The 21,199-nt window shown below is 64.3% G+C and carries 18 protein-coding genes; 7 read left to right on the top strand and 11 right to left on the bottom strand.

Going from position 1 to position 21,199, the window contains the following annotated elements:
- The first annotated feature begins 8 nt into the window (after positions 1 to 8).
- Both FOM02_RS26690 and FOM02_RS26685 read left to right on the top strand, forming a co-directional pair.
- Complete coding sequence (locus FOM02_RS26690; protein WP_027559029.1) at positions 9 to 893, top strand: alpha/beta hydrolase family protein; 885 nt, start codon at positions 9 to 11, stop codon at positions 891 to 893.
- A gap of 23 nt (positions 894 to 916) precedes the next feature.
- Positions 917 to 1,501, top strand: coding sequence for an invasion associated locus B family protein (locus FOM02_RS26685; protein ID WP_027559028.1), 585 nt, complete (start codon positions 917 to 919; stop codon positions 1,499 to 1,501).
- Positions 1,502 to 1,513: 12 nt separating this feature from the next.
- Here FOM02_RS26685 and FOM02_RS26680 read toward each other — a convergent pair whose 3' ends face one another.
- Entirely contained in the window at positions 1,514 to 1,882 is a 369-nt protein-coding gene (locus FOM02_RS26680) for a response regulator transcription factor (RefSeq protein ID WP_027559027.1), read from the bottom strand.
- Between the two features lie 189 nt (positions 1,883 to 2,071).
- Positions 2,072 to 2,695, bottom strand: coding sequence for a response regulator transcription factor (locus FOM02_RS26675; protein WP_027559026.1), 624 nt, complete (start codon positions 2,693 to 2,695; stop codon positions 2,072 to 2,074).
- Positions 2,696 to 2,996: 301 nt separating this feature from the next.
- Here FOM02_RS26675 and FOM02_RS26670 point away from each other — a divergent pair, with 301 nt between their 5' ends.
- On the top strand, positions 2,997 to 3,680 hold the full coding sequence (locus tag FOM02_RS26670; RefSeq protein ID WP_027559025.1) for a helix-turn-helix domain-containing protein: 684 nt from the start codon (positions 2,997 to 2,999) through the stop codon (positions 3,678 to 3,680).
- 23 nt (positions 3,681 to 3,703) lie between these two features.
- Here FOM02_RS26670 and FOM02_RS26665 read toward each other — a convergent pair whose 3' ends face one another.
- The 4 genes from FOM02_RS26665 to FOM02_RS26650 form a co-directional block, all read right to left on the bottom strand.
- On the bottom strand, positions 3,704 to 4,159 hold the full coding sequence (locus FOM02_RS26665; RefSeq protein ID WP_028146339.1) for a potassium channel family protein: 456 nt from the start codon (positions 4,157 to 4,159) through the stop codon (positions 3,704 to 3,706).
- Positions 4,156 to 5,301: an AI-2E family transporter gene (locus FOM02_RS26660; RefSeq protein ID WP_084334270.1), complete on the bottom strand. Its 1,146-nt coding sequence runs from the start codon at positions 5,299 to 5,301 to the stop codon at positions 4,156 to 4,158. Before FOM02_RS26660 ends, FOM02_RS26665 begins: the two co-directional genes overlap by 4 nt.
- A 131-nt stretch (positions 5,302 to 5,432) precedes the next feature.
- Positions 5,433 to 6,458, bottom strand: a complete 1,026-nt coding sequence (locus FOM02_RS26655; protein WP_027559024.1) for a glycoside hydrolase family 5 protein — start codon at positions 6,456 to 6,458, stop codon at positions 5,433 to 5,435.
- A 22-nt stretch (positions 6,459 to 6,480) separates the two neighbouring features.
- Entirely contained in the window at positions 6,481 to 7,767 is a 1,287-nt protein-coding gene (locus FOM02_RS26650; RefSeq protein ID WP_027559023.1) for an O-antigen ligase family protein, read from the bottom strand.
- A gap of 220 nt (positions 7,768 to 7,987) precedes the next feature.
- On the opposite strand from FOM02_RS26650, the gene FOM02_RS26645 reads away from it, so the two are divergent.
- On the top strand, positions 7,988 to 9,124 hold the full coding sequence (locus tag FOM02_RS26645; RefSeq protein ID WP_027559022.1) for a GNAT family N-acetyltransferase: 1,137 nt from the start codon (positions 7,988 to 7,990) through the stop codon (positions 9,122 to 9,124).
- Between the two features lie 28 nt (positions 9,125 to 9,152).
- On the opposite strand, the gene FOM02_RS26640 is transcribed toward FOM02_RS26645, so the two are convergent.
- Positions 9,153 to 10,373, bottom strand: a complete 1,221-nt coding sequence (locus FOM02_RS26640) for an FAD-dependent oxidoreductase (RefSeq protein WP_027559021.1) — start codon at positions 10,371 to 10,373, stop codon at positions 9,153 to 9,155.
- A gap of 480 nt (positions 10,374 to 10,853) precedes the next feature.
- Here FOM02_RS26640 and FOM02_RS26635 point away from each other — a divergent pair, with 480 nt between their 5' ends.
- Positions 10,854 to 12,200, top strand: coding sequence for a lipopolysaccharide biosynthesis protein (locus tag FOM02_RS26635; protein ID WP_027559020.1), 1,347 nt, complete (start codon positions 10,854 to 10,856; stop codon positions 12,198 to 12,200).
- A gap of 8 nt (positions 12,201 to 12,208) precedes the next feature.
- Here FOM02_RS26635 and FOM02_RS26630 read toward each other — a convergent pair whose 3' ends face one another.
- Positions 12,209 to 14,299, bottom strand: coding sequence for a GumC family protein (locus tag FOM02_RS26630; protein ID WP_027559019.1), 2,091 nt, complete (start codon positions 14,297 to 14,299; stop codon positions 12,209 to 12,211).
- Positions 14,300 to 14,579: 280 nt separating this feature from the next.
- Between FOM02_RS26630 and FOM02_RS26625 the strand changes: the two genes are divergently transcribed.
- Together FOM02_RS26625 and FOM02_RS26620 are read left to right on the top strand one after the other, a co-directional pair.
- Positions 14,580 to 15,770 (top strand): glycosyltransferase family 4 protein, encoded by a 1,191-nt coding sequence (locus FOM02_RS26625; protein ID WP_027559018.1) that lies wholly within the window; start codon positions 14,580 to 14,582, stop codon positions 15,768 to 15,770.
- 27 nt (positions 15,771 to 15,797) lie between these two features.
- Positions 15,798 to 17,333 carry a hypothetical protein gene (locus FOM02_RS26620; protein ID WP_027559017.1) on the top strand — a complete coding sequence of 512 codons (1,536 nt, stop codon included), beginning with the start codon at positions 15,798 to 15,800 and terminating at the stop codon, positions 17,331 to 17,333.
- 43 nt (positions 17,334 to 17,376) lie between these two features.
- On the opposite strand, the gene FOM02_RS26615 is transcribed toward FOM02_RS26620, so the two are convergent.
- The 3 genes from FOM02_RS26615 to FOM02_RS26605 all read right to left on the bottom strand — a co-directional run bounded on the left by FOM02_RS26615 (position 17,377) and on the right by FOM02_RS26605 (position 21,119).
- A complete protein-coding gene (locus FOM02_RS26615; protein ID WP_141262976.1) occupies positions 17,377 to 17,655 on the bottom strand; it encodes a hypothetical protein in 279 nt (92 codons plus the stop codon).
- Positions 17,656 to 17,763: 108 nt separating this feature from the next.
- A complete protein-coding gene (locus tag FOM02_RS26610; RefSeq protein WP_027559016.1) occupies positions 17,764 to 20,280 on the bottom strand; it encodes a two-component system VirA-like sensor kinase in 2,517 nt (838 codons plus the stop codon).
- Positions 20,277 to 21,119, bottom strand: a complete 843-nt coding sequence (locus tag FOM02_RS26605; protein WP_231164318.1) for a cytochrome-c peroxidase — start codon at positions 21,117 to 21,119, stop codon at positions 20,277 to 20,279. Before FOM02_RS26605 ends, FOM02_RS26610 begins: the two co-directional genes overlap by 4 nt.
- Positions 21,120 to 21,199 lie beyond the last annotated feature (80 nt).

The following is a 21,199-nucleotide window of genomic DNA, read 5'->3' as shown; positions in this document are numbered from 1 at the left end:
AGGGCGCGATGCATCGCTTGCCTGCAATTCTGCGCTCGTTCGCGATCACCCTCCTCGTCCTTCTCCTCGCCGCATTGCCCGCGCGCGCCGACGACGAGATCCGCCTCCAGGAGGAGATCTGGGCGCTCCCGCTGCCGCTGCCGATGTTCGCCTACCTGGTGCGCCCGGTCGGCGACGGCCCGTTCCCGCTCGTGATCATGAATCACGGCGTGTCGCTCATTCCGAGGGATCGCAGCTTTTTTCCGCTGGTGGAATTCCGCGATGCCGCCAAATGGTTCGCAAAGCGCGGCTATCTCGTGGTGGCGCCGGTCGGCAGCGGTTATGGCGCGCAGGCGATCGACGTTCCCGATCGCGCGCTGTTCGGCCCGTTCTTCTCCAAGATCGGCAAATGCACCAATCCCAATTTCCATGATGCCGGCCTTGCGGTCGCGCAGGTCGATCTCTGGATCATCGACTTCCTGGCTGCCGAGAAGCGGATCATCCCGAAGGACGTGATCGTGGTCGGCCAGTCCGCCGGCGGCTGGGCCGCTATGGCGCTGTCGAGCGTGAACCCGCCGCAGGTGAAGGCGGTCATCATCTTCGCCGCCGGGCGCGGCGGCCGGGTCGGCGGCAAGCCCAACAACAATTGCGCGCCCGACAGGCTGGTCGAGGCGACCGCGGATTTCGGCCGCACCTCGCGCGTGCCGATGCTGTGGATCTACATCGAGAACGACACGTTCTTCGGGCCCGAGCTGTCGAAGCGCATGTACGCCGCCTTCACCGCCAGCGGCGGGCGCGCCGAATATCATCTGATGCCGCCGTTCGGCAATGAAGGCCATTTCTTCATCGGCTCTCCGGATGCGATCCCGCTCTGGTCGCCGCTGGTGACGAAGTTCCTCGATGCGCAGAAATGAGCTCACATTTCGGAGACGCGACCATGCCCCGCCCTATTGATTGTCTCTCCGGTCTCTTGACGTTTGCGGTCATCGCCACCGCGACAAGCTCCGGCATCGCCGCACAGAAGACGGCGCAGGCCGACAAGCCCGCCGAGTTTGCAACGCGCGGCCAGCGCGAAGCCAAGGACATCACCTATGGCGACTGGCAAAAACTCTGCTTCAAGGCCGGCGGGGCGCCGACGCTGTGCCGGACCTCGATCACGGGCAAATTCCCGACCGGTCAGACCGCGGTGCGCGTCGACCTGATCGAGCGCGAGGATGCTCCCATCGCCCGGCTGCAATTGTTCGTGCCCGTCGGCATGTACCTGCAACAGCCGCCCAAATTGACGATCGACCAGGGCACGCCGTTCCGCGTGCCCTACACCTGGTGTGCCACCAATCTCTGCATCGCGGCCGACGTGGCGTCGCCTAACACCGTCAAGGACTTGGCATCGGGCAAGGCGCTGACGCTCGAGCTGGTCGATTCGAATCTCCTGGCCCTCACGACCTCGGTGCCGCTGGAGCAGTTCGCGTCCGTCCGCAGCGGCGCGCCGGCGAAGACGCTGGAACAGTATGTCGACGAGTGAGCGCTCGAGGCCCTAAGCCGTAGCCGCGCGCGTTACCGACTCGATCAGGGATTCGGCGGAAAACGGCTTGGTCAGATAGGCGACGCAGCCCGATGCGATCGCCGCGGTGCGGTTCGCCGGACTGTCGTTTCCGGTGATGTAGATGACCGGCGCGGTCACACCCCTCTCCGTCAGCCGCAGGCGCAGCTCGATGCCGGATTTCCCGTCTAGGTTGATGTCGAGCACGATGCAAATCGCCCGCTCCAATCCGCCGTAGTCGAGCAAGGCGCCCGCGGACTCGAACAGCGTGGCGACGAAACCGTGCGCGCGGAGCAGCCTCGACATGCTCGTCCGGACGGACGGATCGTCATCGACGATGAAGACGGACTGGTGCGTCGGCACGGCGACCTCTCAGGCGGCATCAACGGTGATGGCCCTGTGGCTGAAGGCGATATGACCCGGCCTTCCCCTCGCATCGGGCAAAAAGCTGCAGGTTCCGCACCTGCATCGCAGCACCGTGCCGACGGGTTTTCAATTGTCCCTTCGGGAAGTCACACCAGGGAAACTGTGCAGTCCGTGGCGACAAATCAGTTAATCGCCATTCGCATCGAGCATTCCGAGCCGCTCCGCGATCGAAACGAGTTCCGCAAGCGAATGGACCTGCATCTTCTCCATCACCTGATGGCGATGCGCCTTCACGGTGCGTTCGGTGGTCCCGAGCGCGTGCGCGATCTGCTTGTTGATCCGGCCGCGCACGATGAGATCGAACACCTGCCGCTCGCGCTGCGTCAGCGTCGCCAGGTGGACACGAAATGTCTCCAGCCTGCCGCGATGCGCACGCGCGACGCTCTGGCGCGCCAGCGCGCGCTCGATAGCGTCGATCAACTGCTCCGAGGAGATCGGCTTGGTCAGGAAGTCTTCCGCGCCCGCCTTGATCGCCCGCACGGTGGTCGGCGTGTCGGCGAAGCCGGTCAGGAAGATGATCGGCAGCGTCGAGCCCGATGCGACCAATTGAGTCTGCAGGTCGGGGCCGCTCAATCCCGGTATCCGCACGTCGAGCAGGATGCAGCTCGCCTGCTCGTCGTCCGGCCCGGCATCCAGCAGTTCCTTCGCCGACGCATAGGTCGCGACCTCATAGCCCGCCAGCTTCAGCCGACGCTCGATCGCCGTCCGAAAGGATTCATCGTCGTCGACCACGTGAACGAGGCCTGGCACCTACCACCTCTTGCATTGAAGACCGCTGATGGTCTTCTCACTCTACAAATCAGTCTTCATCCGTTTGAGGATTGAAATGTCTGCTTCGCGATGAGTCAAATTTGAAGGACGCAATGCTTTCTCATCCTGTGCACCCGGGCAATCATGTTGTCCCTTGGTACAATGGACCTAGGGACAATGGATTGAAATACCGCCTTGGTCGAAAATCAACTTCAGCGGGAGTGGGATAGCGCGGCGCATTCCGGCTGCGAAAATAGTTAGCCTCACAGACCAATTCGGCGACAAGCTGAGGAGTTGGCCTATGTTTGTTCGCATCACCACGGATTCCGCACCGCGCCCCAATTCCCTCCGCGACCTCGGCATGACCAGCGATTCAAATGCACTGGTCAATTTAAGCGAATTTTCCTACAGAAAAGGTAGCGAAATCTACGGCGAGAAAGAGCCCGCCGAATACGTCTACCAGGTCAAGTCGGGTGCGGTGCGAAGTTACAAGCTGTTGTCGGACGGTCGCAGGCAGATCGGCGCGTTCCACCTCATCGGCGACATCTTCGGGCTGGAAAACGGCGGCGAGCACCGCTTTACCACCGAAGCGATCGTCGACACCACGGTGCGGCTGGTCCGGCGGCAAAGCCTGGAGATGGTGGCTGAAAGCGACGCCATGGTCGCCCGGAACCTGCTCAGCATGACCACGACCAACCTCCAGCACGCCGAGGATCACATGCTGCTGCTCGGCCGCAAGACGTCGCTGGAGCGGGTGGCCGCATTCCTGCTGGAGATGGACAAGCGCCTCTCCGCATCCGACGTCATGGCGCTGCCGATGTCGCGGCGCGATATCGCCGATTATCTCGGCCTGACGCTGGAAACCGTGTCCCGCGCCTTGTCGCGGCTGCACGAGATCGGCGTCCTCGGCTTCATCGGCAACACCCAGCGCCAGATCGTGCTGCTGGACCGGCACCTGCTCGCGCGCCTCGACCTGCAGTCCTGAACTGGACCGCGGCGCCGGCCGCATCAGTTCCGCGGTGAATCTGCGCCGGACGTTTCGGTCAGACCGAGATGCTCGAGCGTCTTGAGCAAGACCTCGAACAGGATGGCCGCGGACCAGCCGAACAGCAGCACACCGTTCATGGCCGTCAACGGTCCGATGAGCCGCCATTCCTGCACCGGCGTGATGTCGCCATAACCGAGCGTGGTGTAGTTGACGAACGCGAAATAGAGCAGATCGCTGCCGGCCGCGGCGGCGTGGACGATGCCGTAGGTCGCGGCCCACACCAGGACTTCCAGCGTGTGCGCGATCTCCAGGACCACGGCGGTCGCCATCATCACACCCATCAGACGCAATCGCGGTCGTTCGGTATGAGGCAGCAACGCGCGGCGGGCGATCGCGACCGCGGCGACCGTGACCAGCGCATGAAGTCCGATATTGATGACGCTGACCAGGGTGCCGACCAGGATCTGCAGCATCATTGCGATCGACCAGTCCTCAACTCGCGGCCCGCCTGCGAAGCCATCTCCGCCGCGTCAACCATAGCCCTGTCGATCTCGACCGGCGCGGTGCGCTCGACGCGGATCCAGGCCGCCGCGAGCTCCCAGGCCACCGACAGGATGATCGGACCGATGAAGAGGCCGAGGATCCCGTGGCTCAGCGTTCCCCCGATCACGCCGATCAGGATGACGAGCGTCGGCGTGGTCAGCCCCCGCCCCATCACCAGCGGTTTCAGGATGTTGTCGAGCAGACCGACGACGACGAGATAGAGCGTCAGAAGCAGGGCCGTGGTCACGTCCTTGTCCGTCCAGATCCAGATGACGACGGGGAAGAGCACGAGGAAGGCGCCGATCTGCACGATCGACAGCAGGAGGACGATCACCGCGAGCAGGCCCGCGATCGAAAGGCCTGCAAGCTTGAAGCCGATCCCGGCGAAGAACGCCTGCACGATGGCCACGCCAATCACGCCCTGCGCTACCGCGCGGATGGTCGCGCCTGCGAGTTCCAGAAAATGCTCGCTCTGCTCCGGCACGACGCGGACGAGGAAGCCCCTGATGGCGGCAACGAGCTGCGGCCCGAACGGAAGCAGCAGTCCGGCGACGAACACCGAGAGCAGGAACTCGAGCATGCCAATGCCGGTATTGCCGGCAAACGACAGCATCATTCCCGCAAGCGGCTTCAGATATGGCGCCACCTCACGCAGCACCGTGCGGATGTTGGTGGAGGCCAGATTCCAGAACTCATAGAGCTGCGGGCCGACCAGCGGCCAGCCCTTGATCTGCTCGGGCGCGGCGTGAAGCCTGAGTTCGCCGCTGCCGATCTGCCCTGCGATATCCTTGATTGCTTCGACGGCACCGAATCCGAGCCAGGCCGCCGGACCGATCACGATGCCGAGCGTCACGAGCGTCAGCAAAGCGGCCGCGGTGCGGGGCCGGCCACCGAGGCATCTGGCGAGCCAGCTGAACGCCGGATAGAACGCCACCGCGAGCACCGCGCTCCAGGTCAGGATCGGCACGAACGGCTTGATGATGAGGAAGGTCCAGATAATCAGGAGAGCCAGCAATCCGAGCCGGATCACAAGCTGGATCACGTCCGGAAATACAAGCTGGCGCGGTTTCTTCAAGGTCGAAGCCTGTCGCTCGGGGCGGGCACACGCGTGCAAACAGTAGTGCCCTGCCCGCCGCGGCAAGCTTGATCCAGATCAAGGTGATATCCCGCCGTTCGTTCAGGAGCTGCCCGTCAGGCCTGCCCGCGTCAACGCGGCGGCGGAGTCAAGGCACGCAGGATGTCCGGCCTCCAGGCCTGACGGACACTGTCGAAGGCTGCGAAGTCGTGGTCGAACTGCCAATAGGCCCAGGCCCAGCCGAGCTTCTCGGCGCTCCTCGCCATGAACGACAGGTATCTCACGCGGCTGTCGGACGGCGCCCGCTCGTACACGCCGAACTCGCCGAGATAGACCGGGCGTTTCTCCTTCTCCGCCCAAAGCTTCATCTTGTTGAAATCGGCGGCAGCCTTGGCTTCGTCGTCCGGGCTGCCCCAATCGAGCGGCCCGATCCGCGAAAACGTCCGGGACCACGGCGCGCCCTGATGGGTGAACCGTATCGGCGCGTAGTAGTGAAACGTGACGATGATATTCCCGTCGTCGGCCGGCAGCGCCAGCTCGTCGACTGGAATCTCGTCGACGTTGAGAACGGCGGCAACCACTTGCCGCTCGGGATTGGTGCGGCGGATGATGCCGAGGCATTCGTTGAGGAGCGTGTTCCAGCTCGCCGACGTCATTTGCCCACCGGGCTCGTTCAAGACCTCGAACACGAGTCCTGGATATTTTCCGGCATAGCGCTCGGCGATCTGCCGCCAGAACGCCCTGAGCTTCTCGGCGCATCCGGAAACGTCGCTCTGGCAAACGTGGGTATCGTGCTCGTCGAGGACGGGGATGAGGCCCCTCGCGAAAACCTCTTCGATCACGGCATCGAGCCGCCGCAGGACGATCTCGTCCAGCACGTTGCCGGGACCCATGAACTTGAAACCGAAGAAATTGATTCTGACGTGCGAGAAGCCGGCCTTCTTGATCGCCGTCAAATTGTCCAGGCGGAACGGCGCGTTCTGACCGCCTTCCCAGATTCCATCGTAGCCGAGAATGTTGATGCCACGGCCCAGTCGCGGCATATCGCCGGCAGCGGCGGGCCCGACCGCACAGGCCTGGCACAGCAGCGAGGCGAGGCAAAACGCTCTTGCTGCAAGAGACGAAATTCTCGGCCAGCGAGCCCGGATGGCGGTCATCTTGCTTCCCTTGGGTGAGGACTTAAAAGTCCGTCTGCGGCACCGGCCTGCATGTGGCGAAAAAGAACGCCAGGAGGAGCACCGACGTGAACATCGTCGAACGAAGGAACATCGTCTCGGTGAAATTGGACTGAAAGCTGAGGACGACAAATCCGATGATCAGGGCGCAGTGCGACCGGTCGATCGATTGCGTGGAAATCAGATGGAGTATCTTGTTCGAGAACAGGAAGACGCTCGCGGCAAAGAGCGCATATCCCAGAAATCCCGTTTCGAGCAGTATTGCGATGTAGCCGCTGTGATAATTGTCCAGGACCCAGCCGTGGTTCTGCTCGAAATAGTCGTAGACCGACGGGATGGTCCAGAAGCCGTTGATGCCGAATCCGAGCAGCGGCGCATTGTCGAGGTGGCTGATGGCATACTGCCAGATGAAGGTCCGCTCGGTGAAATCGATGCTCGCATCGCCGATACGGATGGCGTCGTAGCCCGTGACATAGAAGTAGAGGATCAGGAGAGCAGCCATCATGCACATGACGACCGGCAGCACCGCATAGATCCTCATGCAGCGGACCGACCACATCGAGGTCAGGAGCAATGCGCAGGCGGCGAGAGCAACGGCACCGGCGCCCCGCGATTCCGACGCGAGCACGCAGGTTGACGCGAGCAGGAACACGACGAGGAACGAGATCCAGCCCTGCCCCGTCATCTTCCGATAGCAGGAAAAGAACATCAGGTAGGCGCCGACGAAGCCGAGTGTCTGCTTGGATTCATAGACGCCCTGCCATTGGCCCTCGTGCATCCAGGTGTGATCGATCCCGATATCGGGCACCGCAATCGCGAAGAAGGCGGACGCGGCGACCGATATGAAGAGCCCGAGCACCGTGGCCCCCACAATCTCGTCGATGTCGATACGCGTGATCAGACAGAACGCACCGAATGTCGTCATCGCCATCGCCGCACTCTTCATGAATGCCGCGGCGTTCAGGCTGGACCACGACACGGAGACGACGGCGAGGGTGTAGAATGCGACCAGAACGATCAAATCGGGATTGAGCTGCAACCGCAGACGCGGGCGCACGAAGGCACTCGCGTAGATGAGCACGGCCCACATCAGGATCGCCACCGCCTGCTGCAGATTGCTCAGCTGCTCCGGCAGCAGCGCGGTGTTGAAATTGCCCATCGATGCGATCACGTTGACGGTGATCGAACTGAGGATGGCGATCCTCGCGAGCTTCTCGACGCTGGCGCTGCGCGTCTTCCAGAACGCGCTATCGAGTGTCTCGGAATCCACCTCGGTCTGCAGGCTGGCCATGAGACGACTTTCCTAAAGCGCGGTTAACAATCCGCTAGCGCGCCGCGATCTCCGCATCCGCTCGGCCCGGCGACTTAAGGGTTTGGTAACGATACCAACCCTGCCCGCCGCATTAATGCAAATTACAGGCCTCCAGTGTCTCGCCCGTAACGACCTTGCTATAAAGCGCAGGTCCGGCTCGATCGACAGCCCCGATTTACCTGGTTTTTCCCGGTTGCGCATGAACAGGCCCAGCACCAACTTCGATATCGCCATCGAGCCGGCGTTCGACTTCCTGTCGCCGGAATACGCAGAGCTGTTCGACGGCTCGGCCGCCACCGCGTTCCAGCATCCGCTCTGGCTGCATAGCCTCTACACCGGGCTTGCGCCGCATGCGGGCGCAACCCCTCTGATCGTCGTGGCGCGCCATCGCGCAACGGGCGCGCTTGCGATGGTGCTGCCCATGCTGCGGGTCCGGCGTGGACCGATCCGGACCGTCGAGTTCGCCGATCTCCGCGTCTCCGACTATCTCGCGCCGGTTTGCAGCCCCGAGGTATTTTCGCAGTTGCTTGCGGACGAGAGTGCATGTGCCGAGATCAGGTACCTCGTCCGTCCGTTCGATCTGCTCCGGATGACCAAAATTCCCGACGGACGGCTTCCGATCGAAAATCTTCTGGCTGCGCCTCGCCGCGTGTCGATGGAGACCAATGCCTACGCGGCCGTTCTCGTCGCGCCGTTCGAACAATGGCGGGCCAGCGCGCTGGATCGCTCCTATCAAAAGGAGCTCGCAAAGAAATCTCGCCAGCTCCAGAAGAAGGGCGCCCTGAGCTTCGCATGCTGCAACGACAGCGCCTCCGTCGGCGAGGCACTGGACGTGATGCGAAAGTTTCGCGGTCCGCGCTTTCAGTCGCAGGGCGACGGAGACCTGCTCCAGCGCCCCGAATATTACGCCTTCTATTCCGACGTGGCGCTTCGCGGTCTCGGCTCCTTTGTTCGGCTTTATGCCATGAAGATGGATGGCGAGGTGATCGCCGCCGTGCTCGGATTGCACCACCAGGACAGCTTCATGGTCATCATGAGCGCGTTCGACATCGCCGGATACAAGAGCCAGTCCCTGGGCGCGCTGATGTTCGAGCAGGTGGCACGGGATTGCATCGAGCGCGGCGATCAGATGCTCGACTTCACCATCGGTGACGAGCCGTACAAGAAATTGTTCGGCGGGCAGCCCTCGCCGATGTGGACGGTCACGCAGGCCGGCAGCACCGCGGGCGCCATATCCCTGTTCGCGCTGAAGCAGGCCCCCTGGCTCAAGCTGGCCGCCAAGCGGATGTCGGAGTTCAGGCTCTTGCCGACCCGTACCTCGACGCCCACGCGCTGACACGAGCGGGCGCCGAGCACCGCAGCACTCAGGCGCGCAGCGCGCTTCGGACCTGCGCGAGCCAGCCCGGGCGCATTTGATCGACCCGATGGGTGAGGCTGCGCCGCAGGAAATGCAGCCGCCGCCGCACGTCCCAGCCGATATCGTTGCGGGACGTCAGCGCCTGGCGGAAGTGTGCCATCTTCAGCGATTGCTGGTCCGCCGCAATCTTGTCGCGATCGGAATAGAACTCCGATATCTTCGCCTTGCCCATGCCCTCGGTCATGAGCCAGCGCGGCGCGTATTCGGTGCAAAGACGCTCGACGTCGACCAGCAGGCGGGCAACGCCGGTGCCGGCCGCAGGACAGTTGGTCTGGAACGCATCGCCGATGAGCACGACGCCGTCCTGGAGGTGTCCTTCGACGACGGACAGGTCCATCACCCAATTCTGGACGCGGTCCGTCACGTGGAAATCGCCGAGATAGGGCCGCAATCCCGGCAACAGGCGCAGCAGCGTCGCTTCGGTGTCGCGGCGCAGATCGCGCATGACAGGATCGGCCGGGTCGCGGAACATGAAGAGATTGGCCCGCATGCCGGCCTGCACCGGAAACAGGCTGAGATAATCGACGCCGTCGGCGGTGCGCTCGCCGTAACAGGTCAGCGCGTTGAAATCGAACGGCGCGCCATCGCGCCGGGCAATCGTGAAGCCGAACGAGACCGAGTGGCCCGCGGCCAGCACGCGCCGCTTGATGCCGAGCTTGTAGCCGAGAGCACCAGCCATGCCCGTCGCCAGAACGACGAGGCGTGCCTTCAGGCGCCGACCGGAGGCGAGCTCGAGCTGCTGGACGTCGTCGCTGCAGCTGATAGCGGTGACCTCGTCGACGATCAGGCTGGACGCATCGGGGATCTGGCCGCGCGCCATCGCGACGAGATCCGCATACGGAAGCCCGTAAGCCTGGCCGACGCTGACATCAACCAGCTTGCCTTCCCTGATGTTGAGCACGCGGTCATATGGACACGCGACGCTCTCGAGGCCGCGGATGAAGCCCAGCTTCCGGAACATCTCCAGCTGCGGGCCGCCGATCTTCTCGACGCGGAATTCGTCGGGATAGACCGCGCGCTTGTCGATGAGGGTGACGCGATGCCCTGCCCGCGCGAGCACCGCCGCGGCGAGCGATCCCGCAAGGCCGCCGCCGACGATCGCGACGTCGACCATCGTCGCAGCCCCGGTTGCTGCGACCGGCTCGGTCACGCTTTGATCCGCCGTCATGGTTCAGGCTCCCACGGTTAACGGTGGTCCCATTTGCAGTTCTCTCGTGCAATTCTCTCGCCTGATGTCGCATCGCGGGATCAAACGCGATCATTTCTGCCGATCGAGGTTAATGAACTGGCGGACTGATCCAGCTCCATGACATCGCGGCACGCGCTTTGCTCGGGATGTCAGGCAAATCCCGGACTCGGCCTGAACGGCGGCCCTTTCCGGCAACCATTTCCGCATTCAAACGGCCGATCTTGTCGTCATGGCCGCCGATGCGGCGCTATGCCGCCATTTCGGTCGGGTCAGGGCTTTGCGCTAACGGGACAGTCGGGACGGCTGTGTTTCACGGTGACGCAGCCGGCGTCATCGCGACATCGTCATGGGCGGCAATATCCTGAAGGTCTCCCATTAACACTCGCGGTTTTTCGGCATGCTAGGCTATCTCCGATATCGAACCACGTCTCTTCAGGGGAGAGTTGCTCCTCAACTTCCATGATCAAATCCATCGTCCAGTTCATGCGGCGCGACGTGACGCGTGGTGTTGCCGGGACCATCCTGCTCAAGGTTGGTAGCGGCGCGCTGGCGTTTGCGTTGTTCTCGCTGGCGGCGCGGACGATGTCGCCCGACGGGTTCGGCATCTTCGCGACCTGGCTGTCGGTGGCGCAGATGGCATCGGTGGTGGGACTGGTCGGCCAGGAGTCGCTGCTTGTGCGATTCCTCAACGAGTATCGGGTGGCAAATCAGCCCGACCTCACCAAGGGCGTGCTGCTATCGAGCCTGAGGATCTCCTCCGCCGCGATGCTGATCGCGATCGGCGCAATCGCGATCGTGGCGAGCCTGCGCGGCGATTGGTGGCTGCTGATCCTCGCAGTGTCGGCCTACACGGCCGTGAATGCGGGATTGATGCTCGGCAGCCAGATCGCGCGGTCCCTGGTCAGCATCCTCATGGGAGAAGGCAACCGCGAGTTCTTCTGGCGGGTCAGCGTCGTCCTGTTTCTGATCGCCGTCCTGACCGGTCATCGTCAGCTCGATCCCGCCGAATTGATCGTCGTGATGACGATCGCGATGTCGATCGGCCTCGGCGCGCAGGTCGTCGCGATCGCGCGCGCACTGCCGGATTTCCGCGGCACCGCGGCGCGCTCCGAGACGTCGCGCTGGAGATCGAGCGCGCTTCATTTCTGGGTCGCGTCCATCCTCGAAGCCGCCAACCAGTATTTCGACGTCATCCTGGTCTACTGGATGCTGGATCCGGCGACCGCCGGCATCTACTTTGCCGCCTCGCGCCTCGCCAACATCTTCGCCATGCTCTCGGCCGCGCTGTACAGCTTCGGTGCGCGCCGTCTGCCCTCACTGTACTTCAGCAAGAACCACCAGGAGTTCGAGCGGACCTTGCAGCTGATGGCGGAAGTGACCGCGCTCTGCGTGATCAGCGGACTGCTGTTGATCTGGATCGGCGGCCCCTATCTGCTCAACCTGTTCGGACCTCATTTCGCCGCACAGCACTGGGTCCTGATCGTGCTTGCGATCGGAACGGCGTTCCAGGCGGCGGGCGGTCCATCCGCCGCGATCTTGCAACTGACCGGCTATGAGCGCGAGTATGTCCCTGTCGTCGCCGCGAACGTGGCGCTGCGGCTGGTCGGATTTCTCATTCTCATTCCCTGGTTCGGCGTGCTTGGCGCTGCGATCTCGGCGACCGTGTCGCTGGCGCTCGCGACCATCGCCCTCAACATCCTCTGCCGCCGGCGGACCGGGGTCGATCCTTCAATTCTCGGATTGCTGCGCTTCTCTGCATCGAAGCGGGGTAATTACGCAGTCCGCGGAATGGACTCCGCCGAATAGGCGCAGGTTCAGCCGGCCAGACCCAGCACTTCGCCCCGGCGCTGCGCCGACGGATCGGCGGGCACGTGATTGACGACGATGCCAGTGGGCACCCCGCCGAACCGGGAGAGCGCAGCCGTCGCCCTGCGCATGGCCGCTGAATCGACCGCGTCTTCGCGCGCGACCAGGATGACGAGATCGGCATGCGCGGCCAGCGCCGCCGCCTCCGGCTGCAACGCCAGCGACGTCGCGTGAACGACGATCAGATCGAACTCGGAGCGAATATCGTCCGCGGACGTCGCATTGGGCTGCTTGCCCGCGCCGAGAAGCTCGTCGACGCTGCGGACATCCGCCGTGGTGGTCATGCCGTCGGCCGGCGCTTTGGCGTTGGCAGGACGCGCACCGCCGAGATCCGGCTCGACCCGGATCAGGACGCCCAGCTTCCCGCGGCTCACCGCCCACCGGTTCAGCGAGCGCGCGACGGTGTTGCCGCCGGCGCGCTTGCCGACCGACATCACGAGAGCGACCTTACCCCGTGGTCCCGGTGACTTTTCCAGCCGCTCGAGCAGCGGCCGGAGATAGGGACCGAGGTCGAGCTCGGCGGTTGCGGACAGCGGACCTTGCCAGACGTTTCGGGGCCCTTCGCCCGACATCAGCTCGGGAACGCGGGCCCACACCGGCGGTCGTGCCCATGCGCCCGGCTGGCGCTCAGCCGGTTCGACCTCGCGCGCGCGAACGTCCGGAACGGGTTTGTCCGAGCCGCGTGCCGTTGCGGCAACGACGGCCGTCGATGTCAGCAGCGAGCCGATCGCGAGTGCGGCCAGCAGCAAGGGCAGCGGCGGAAGCGTCGAGCGCAGTGGCGGAACGGCGGACGACGCGATCTTGGTCTGCGAGCTCTGCAACAGGCGCTGCTCGTTCGTGGTCTTGGAGCGCGAGAGGAACTGCTCGTAGATGTTCCTGTTGGCTTCGGCGTCGCGCTGCAGCTCCTGGAGCTTCACCAGCGCCTGACCATCGACCAGCAGCTGCGATTCAGCGGCCTTCATCTGGCTTTCCAGGGCCTTCTGCTGATCGCGCTGCGCTTCATATTCCGACTTTGCGGTGTCGATGCCCTTGGCCCGCTCCACCTCGATCTGCCTGTTGAGATCGTTCAGCTGACTGTAGGACATCACGAGGTCGGGATGGCGATCACCGAACACGGCCCGCTTCTGCGCAATCTGATCGTTGAGCGCCGAGCGCTGGGCCCGTAGCGCACTCAGCAGATCCTGCTTCACGGGGCTTTCGACATTGCCCTTGAGGTCGCGCTGTGCCTGCTCAAAGCGGGCCTTGGCCTCTTCCGTCCGCGCGCGCGCGGCGGCAACCTGCTGCGACAGCTCGGTCACGCGCAGCTGCTGCGTCGTCGAGTCCTTGCCGGCGTTGACGATCCTGTGCTCGAGCTTGAAGGCGGCAACCGCGTCCTCCGATGTCTTCAACCGGTCGTTCAGCGTCTTGAGCCGGCTGCTCAGCCAGTCGGCCGCCTCGTCGGTCGCCTCGGTGCGGATGCTTTTTTGGCTCGCGACGAATGCCTCGGCGATGGCATTGGCGTAATAGGCCGCGCGGTCCGGCCGGTTCGAGGTGAAGCGGAAGGCGATGACATAGGTCAGCCCGCGGCGGGAAATATCGAGACGGTTGCGGAAGCGCTCGAGCAGGCGCGCGGGGTCGGTGTGTCCCCCGGAAATGTCCTCGTCGTCGCGAATCTTCAGCTGCTCGAGCAGCGGCTTGAGAAAGCCATCGGACTTGGCGACTTCGACCAGGCTTTGCAGCGCGGCGCTGTCCTGTCCGATGCCCGGCAGGACGTCCTGCTCCGTGGTCACGCGCTGCTCGCGGGGATCGACGACGACTAGCGCGGTCGCGGCATATCGCACCGGAATCACGAGCAGGACGACGACGCCGAGCGCGAAGATCGCGAGCGCGAGCGTCAGGATGCGGCGACCGTTGTCCCGGATGAAGGACAGCGCGCCGGCGGTCGTGAGCATACCGCGCGCGGCGGCTCCGCGCCCCTCACCGTTCGATGAATTCCGGCCCTGCCACGACGCGGCGGTCGATCCGGAACTGGTCGGGTCTGCGCGGCGACCGAACGTCATGGAATTTACTCGGATTCAACTGGCAAACACTGGTTCAGTGGCCTGCCCCCAACGTAAATATCTATGGTTAATCCGCGGTTACCCGGCCCCGCGCGAGCATGACCAATTGGTTAACACGCTCGCGCCATTCCACCCGGCAGGAAGCGGAATTCTCCTGTGAATGATGTGCTTCCGGCAGCGCGCGCATTAACTCCGTTTGTTGCTAGTCGGTGTCTGGCCGATGCCCGCATGGTAGGTACGGAGTTAAGAAGGTGAAGATTTCATTAGCGGGTCGGGATCCGTGCTCCATTACCAGCCAGGCACAGAACTGGGCGAGGCACCGAGGCTGCCGTCGACCGCGGCAGCGCTGGCGATGCCGGACGGTGGCGGAGCAAAGCCGCGTGTACTTCTCGTGCAGACGCAGGCCGAGAACGCGGGTGCGCAGGAGATCTCGAGGCTGCTCGGTGCCGGGCTGACCGCGCGTGGCTACCGCGTCACCAATCTGTTCTTCTTCCGCAAGTCGGATTCGTTCGACGAGCCGCCCGATACGCTCTATTGCGCCTCGCGCCGCCCCGGCAATCCGCTGGCGCTGCTGCGCATGCTGTGGACGTTCGGCCGCCATATCAGGACCGTCCGGCCCGATGCCGTCCTGACCTTCCAGCATTTCGGCAACGTCATCGGCGCGGGCGTGACGCGCCTCGTCAGCCGCGCACCGGTCGTCGCCAATCAGGTCTCATCCGCGCTGTCGATGAGCTGGCCGGTCCGCACCGCCGACATCGCCATGGGCAGCCTCGGCTTCTTCGACTGCATCACGCTCAACTCGAAGGACATGGAGCGCGAATATTCGCGCTACCCTGCCGCCTACCGCTCCCGCATGGTGCATGTTCCGCACGGCTTCGACGACAAGGCGCTCACTTTGTCGAAGCAGGCTGCGCGGCAGAAATTCGATCTGCCGCCGGACCGCATCCTGCTCGGCTGCGCCGCGCGGCTGCACCCGCACAAGCGGCTCGATGCGGCGATCCGCCTCCTGCCCGATCAGCCATCCTGGCACCTTGCCCTCGCCGGCCAGGGCGCCGACGAGGCGCGGCTGAGGCAGCTCGCGGATGAGCTGAAAGTATCGGACAGATTGCATCTGCTCGGCGAAATCCCCCCGCGCCGGATGGCAGAGTTCCTCGCCTGTCTCGACGTCTTCGTATTTCCGACCCAGGCCGAGACCTTCGGCCTTGCCGCGGTCGAGGCCGCGAACGCCGGTGTTCCCTCCGTCGTAACCGATCTTCCCGTGCTGCGTGAGGTGCTCTGCTTCGAAGGCAAGCCGACGGCCCTGTTCGTCGACGCCGCCGATCATGCGCAGCTGTCGGCCGCCGTCTCCCAACTTCTGAATGACCAGGCATTGAGTGACGAGCTGCGACAAAACGGCAGGGGCCTGAAGTCGCGCTATTCGGTCGATGCGATGGTGGAGGAATACGTTCGAATTCTCGGCCAGGTCATCTGACCGGGCATTGGAAGAGATGGGCTCGACATGATCATCGAGTTTCGCTGTGAACGTGACCATGCGCGGCAGTGGATGGATCGCGAGACGCTGTCGATCGACGGCCGCAGCGTTCCGGTCCGGATCGCATGGACCGCAACGGCACAGTCGCGGCCCGCAGGCCTTGATGCGCTGTTTGAGCTCGAGCGCATGGTGCTGCACAAGGGCAAGCTCGGCGGCGCCAGCAGGTTGAAGATCACTCCGGAACGAACGCAGGCCGGCACCGGCACGGCCGACGTGATCGTCGATTTCACGGGCGCGGCGCGGGATCCGAGCTGTACGGCAAGGCTGTATCTCCGCCCCCTGTTCAATGGCACCGCCGGCGAGAACGCCGCACTCGCCGCCATCCTCGCCGGCGATCTGCCTGTCATCGAGATTGTCAACGAGGTCGACGGCGCCGTGCTCGATCGCGGCCATCCGTCCGCGGAGATCGCGGCCGGCCTGAGCGGCGGGCTCGAAACGGTCATGGCGCGAACGCTGACCATGGTGGCGGCGATCCTGTCGGGACGGCCGCGCATCGTGCCGCAGCTGGCGCGTCCCGCCCCTGATGGCAACGGCCGGCAGCCGGTGGCCTATGTGTTGCGCGGCCTTGCGGTATCGATCGCCAAGGAGATCTATCGCCTGTGCTGCTATGCGCCGCATTGGCATGTCGGATGGCGCTTCAATGACGGCGCTGGCGTCTGGCAGACTGGAGATCTCTCCGGGCCGCGCTGGAACGTGCTCGGCGATCCCGGAAACCATTTCTACGCCGATCCCTTCCCGATCACCTGGCGCGGACGAACCTTCGTCTTCTTCGAGGACCTCGATCACCGCGTCGGAAAAGGCATCATCTCGGCGATCGAGTTCGGCGACAGCGGACCGATCGGCGAGGTCGTGCCGGTGCTGGAGGAGCCCTGGCACCTCTCCTATCCGTTCCTGATCGAGGACGATGGCGAGCTGTGGATGATCCCGGAGAGCTCGCTTCACGGCGACGTCGCGCTCTACAAATGCGTCCGGTTTCCGGACAAATGGGAGCGACACGCGACGCTGCTGTCGGGCCTCGAGCTCGCGGACGCGACGATCACGCGGCACAACGGCCTGAATTATCTGTTCGGCGCCTGGCGCGACGGAAGCGGCGGCTATTCGGACTCGCTGGCGATCTATTACGCCGACCACCTGCACGGACCCTGGCGGCCCCATGCCAGCAACCCGGTCCTGATCGATCGCGCAAGCACGCGACCGGCGGGCAATTTCGTCACCATCGATGGCAAGTTGTGGCGGCCGGTGCAGGACTGCGCCCATGGATATGGCGCAGCGCTGGCCCTCGCGGAGATCGTCGAACTGTCGCCGACATCCTACAAGCAGGTTGTCCGCCACGCTCTCAAGCCGGGCCCGGCCTGGCCCGGCAGGAAACTGCACACGCTGAACCGCTGCGGCCGGCTCGAGGTGATCGACGGATCGCGCGTTCAACCCAAGACCCGCGCCCTCGCCAGCAAATTTCCATCGGCCGTCGCGCCTGCGCGAACCAGTCCTTCGACCGCCTGCTGAACCGCCGCCAGCCCGTTGCCGGCGGCGGCGCAGCCTGATGCCTTCAGCAGCCACGGCAGATGATCAGCTTCCTGTCGACCTCCGTGTCGAGGCGTCGCAGCTCGGCCTCGGCCGCCGACGGTCCCGCGCTCGGCGGAATGTCACGCAGGCGCGGCTGCCGGTGGCCTATCGGCACCCGCAATCGCTCGGCCGATGCGACATCGTCGACGGAAGCGATCCTGCGGATAACAGTGCCTGACGTGCCTTCGGCATCTGCGCCTTCGAGCGAGGAGCCGAACAGAAGCAAGGCGGCAACGACGGTCAGACCACATCGGTTGGACATCATCATTCTCCTATCGCGGTCGGATTGGGGCGCCCCGGGAAACGGGCAACCTGACGCCAGGGATAGGACGAACGAGCTACATGACGGCTTCCCGCCTGCGATATCGCGTTACCGGTGCAACTCGCCTGCGGAGGCAATCCGCTTGGCTCGCTTGCCGGCGGCCGATGCCGCGAGGCATCGCGACAATGCCGCGGCGAGCTCGGCCGACATCAGCGGATGATGGACGAGCTCGGTCACGCCCGCGGTCGCCAGCAAGGGCGCCGCGAAATGATGCACCGAGGGGCTTGCGAGAATGATCGGCAGGGACGGCGCCGCATCATGGAGCAGATAGGCAAGATCGAGCGAAGAGCCTCCCGGCACGTGGCACACCAGCGCCACGTCGAAACGCGTACGCGCGGCGCGGCAGGCCGCCTCGGCGTCGTCCAGCCGCGAGAATCCAACCGGCTCGTAGCCGAGCGCGGCGAGAATTTCCTCATTGCGCAGCAGCCGCTTGCGGTCCGCTTCGAGCACCAGAACGGTTTCCCCGGCGCCACGAAGCGCGAGCGACGGCGCGTGCTGCAGCGAGATCGGCTCATCCGGGGATCCGCACGGCAGCCAGATGTCGAAGCGCGTTCCGGCGCCAAGCGTGCTCTGCACGACCACGGCGCCGCCGTGCTGCTCGACGATCTCCCGGACCGTCGCAAGCCCGAGACCGTTACCTTCCGAGCGCGTCGTGAAGAATGGCTCGAACACCTGCTCCAGCGTCGCCTCGTCCATCCCCGGCCCCGGATCGGAGACCGAGATCACGGCGAAGCGGCCACGCCGCAATTCGGTTCGCCCGATCGACAAGGGATGCATGATGTCGCGTTCGGCGATCTGCAGATCAATGACGCCGGGTTCTTCCATCGCCTGTGCGGCGTTGTTGCAGAGATTGAGGATGACCTGCTGCAATTGCGCGGGCTCACCCGAGACGGTGATGCCTTCGGCACGCTGGCTGACTACGAGCTTCACATGCGCAGGCAACGATGCGGCGAGCAGCGCCTCGGTCTCCGCCACCAGCGTGCTGATGCAGATGCGCTCCTGTCGTCCCTGGCTGCGGCGGCCGAAGCTCAGGATCTGGCCAACGAGCTCGCGCGCCCGTTCGCCGGCGCGCCGAATCTCGGCGAGGCTCGCCGCGGAGCGGCTTCCCGACTTGATGCCGGTGTCGGCGATCTCGACATAGCCGAGGATCGCCCCGACGATATTGTTGAAGTTGTGGGCGATACCGCTGGCGAAGGTGCCGATCGTCTCCATCCTCCGCGCCTGTTGCAGGCTCGCCTGCAGCCTCTCCTTCTCCTGCTCGAGAATCACGCGGCCCACGGCGTTGCGGATCGCGTCGAACGCGGTGCGGAAGAGCGCAAATTCGGCCCATTTGCTCAGCGCCGGCGCCTGCACCGCATCGAAGCCAAGAATGGCCACGTGTTCATGCCCCGATTGGGTCTTGATGCACAGCCAGCCGCGAATTCCGGCTTCGCCAAGCAGGTTCGCCAGATCGTCGGGATGCGATGGCCGGACCTTGGGAATGTAGACGATTGCTTCCTCGCGATCATCGAACCGCTTGGCAAGGTCGAGGGCCCGGCTCGGCCAGGTCGCATCGAAGCGAACACCTTCGCGGGCCCACCGGTAGATGTTGTCCGTCGTGGCCGCCGACCATGCGAAATAAGCCCTGTCCGCACCGATGAAGCCTGCAAGCTCCTCGAGCGCGCTCTCCACATGGCTGCGCAGCGCATCACGATGCGACTCGATGAAGCGCATCGAGATATTGGCGATCACGTGCTCGAAGGCGGCACGACGGCGCAGGGCCTTGGCCCGGGCCCGCAACAGCAGGCCGAAATATACGAGCGCGCCCAGCAGCAGCAGCGACGTGACATATTGCAGCAAGCGGTTCTTGCGCGCCGCCGCCCGGGCGGACATCTGGCGCTTGACGATCAGCGCATGAACGGCATCCTGTTCGCGGTTGCTGGCCTCGGCGACCAACGCCTTCAGGATGGCATCGACGTCCGGAAGCACGTCGTGCAGAAGCTGGCCGTGCGCGACGGCCGCGTGCAGCAACTCGTTGTCCTCGGACGCAATCTGCAAGCGCGCGAGATGGTCGAGCCGGGACTGCAACTCGGCCGCGGTCACGTCAGACGTATCGAGCGTCAGCTGCAGCATCGCAGCGGACAGCGCCGAGACGTCCGCCACCAGCGGCCGGTCGTCCGACGACGACAGGCGGGCGCTGAACAGGCTGAAATAAGTGAAGGAGTTGCGAAGCAGCGCGTTCTTGCTCTTGAACTGCTCGATCAATTCCTCTTGCCGCGTAGCGCGTGCAGACAGCACGTCGATCGCGGCGAGCTGCTCCTTGTCCGTGCCGGCAGCCTCGCGAAGCCGTACCAGCGCGGCGTCGTAGGCGTCCACCATCGCGACAAGGCCGTCGTAACTGCGTGACAGGCCGGCCCGTGACGTCAGCACTTCGCGGCTGATACCGCGCTCGAACCGGGTGAAGTCGGAAAGCGCCTGCGTTTGCCGATCATAGCGGTCCGAATTCAGGTTGAGGCCGTTGAGCAGAAGCCAGGTCAACAGCGCGAGCAGGAACGCCACGCCGACCATTGCGGGGGCGATCTTCATGGGTCGCCTCCGACCTGCGCACCGCGATATTGTCCGGTCAGAGTGTGGAGAAAGGCGACGATCGCCTTCACTTGAGGATCAGTCAGGGTTGCGTTCAATTGGGCCTGTCCCATCCTGCGAACCGCGTCGTCGAGCGTCGGTGCGCTGCCGTCGTGAAAGTAAGGCGGGGTCGTCGCGACATTGCGCAGGCTCGGCACGCGCAGGATGGCTGGATCCGGCGAGGCCAACGGATGAAATATGCCGTGACGCTGAAACAGATTTCCGCCGATATTGACGCCCTGATGGCACGAGACGCAGCCCAAGGATTTGAACTCGCGGTATCCTTCCAATTCCTCGGAGCTCAACGCGGAGCTATCGCCTTCGAGCCAGCGATCGAACCTGCTGCCGGGCGTCACCAGCGTCTTTTCAAAATTCACAATGGCATCAACGATGTTGTCGCCGTCCGGACCGATACCATAGGCGGCAAAGAAGCCGGCGCGCATCGCGGGATCCAGGTCGAGCTTCTGCGCGATCGTGTCGAGATCGCTGCCCATGATCCGCGGATTGACGAGCGAGGCCGCGACGTCTGCGCCGACGTTGCGATATTTTCCTTCCCAGCTGAAACGAAAATTGTGCGTCGCGTTGAAGACGGTCAACGTGTTGAGCGGCAGCTTCGCACCGCTCAGATCGACATCGTGCGGCTTCGTACTGGCGCCGTTGGTGTTGATGTTGTGGCACGACAGGCAGCTTCTCGAATTGTCGCGCGACAGGCGCTTGTCGCTGAACAAGCGCTCACCGAGCCTGACCTTGCGCGGATCGAGCGTCGGAGCCGGCGGCATCGGCGTAATCGGCTCGTCCATGCCGCGCCCGGCGGGCGCTACCGATGGCGCCACCTGCGGCGGCGCCGGAGAAGGCTGAAGGCCGCTGAGGACCAGCACAC

This window comes from Bradyrhizobium sp. SEMIA, from assembly GCF_014844175.1.
Taxonomy (GTDB): Bacteria; Pseudomonadota; Alphaproteobacteria; order Rhizobiales; family Xanthobacteraceae; genus Bradyrhizobium; species Bradyrhizobium arachidis.
Note: the sequence above shows the minus strand (reverse complement) of the source record. Positions and strands in the feature narration are given on the sequence as shown.

Coding starts and splice junctions, on each gene's coding strand:
- FOM02_RS26690 (WP_027559029.1), top strand. CDS start 9: ATGCATCGCTTGCCTGCAATTCTGCGCTCGTTCGCGATCACCCTCCTC.
- FOM02_RS26685 (WP_027559028.1), top strand. CDS start 917: ATGCCCCGCCCTATTGATTGTCTCTCCGGTCTCTTGACGTTTGCGGTC.
- FOM02_RS26670 (WP_027559025.1), top strand. CDS start 2,997: ATGTTTGTTCGCATCACCACGGATTCCGCACCGCGCCCCAATTCCCTC.
- FOM02_RS26665 (WP_028146339.1), bottom strand. CDS start 4,159: ATGATGCTGCAGATCCTGGTCGGCACCCTGGTCAGCGTCATCAATATC.
- FOM02_RS26655 (WP_027559024.1), bottom strand. CDS start 6,458: ATGACCGCCATCCGGGCTCGCTGGCCGAGAATTTCGTCTCTTGCAGCA.
- FOM02_RS26650 (WP_027559023.1), bottom strand. CDS start 7,767: ATGGCCAGCCTGCAGACCGAGGTGGATTCCGAGACACTCGATAGCGCG.
- FOM02_RS26645 (WP_027559022.1), top strand. CDS start 7,988: ATGAACAGGCCCAGCACCAACTTCGATATCGCCATCGAGCCGGCGTTC.
- FOM02_RS26640 (WP_027559021.1), bottom strand. CDS start 10,373: ATGACGGCGGATCAAAGCGTGACCGAGCCGGTCGCAGCAACCGGGGCT.
- FOM02_RS26635 (WP_027559020.1), top strand. CDS start 10,854: ATGATCAAATCCATCGTCCAGTTCATGCGGCGCGACGTGACGCGTGGT.
- FOM02_RS26630 (WP_027559019.1), bottom strand. CDS start 14,299: ATGACGTTCGGTCGCCGCGCAGACCCGACCAGTTCCGGATCGACCGCC.
- FOM02_RS26620 (WP_027559017.1), top strand. CDS start 15,798: ATGATCATCGAGTTTCGCTGTGAACGTGACCATGCGCGGCAGTGGATG.
- FOM02_RS26615 (WP_141262976.1), bottom strand. CDS start 17,655: ATGTCCAACCGATGTGGTCTGACCGTCGTTGCCGCCTTGCTTCTGTTC.
- FOM02_RS26610 (WP_027559016.1), bottom strand. CDS start 20,280: ATGAAGATCGCCCCCGCAATGGTCGGCGTGGCGTTCCTGCTCGCGCTG.
- FOM02_RS26605 (WP_231164318.1), bottom strand. CDS start 21,119: ATGGACGAGCCGATTACGCCGATGCCGCCGGCTCCGACGCTCGATCCG.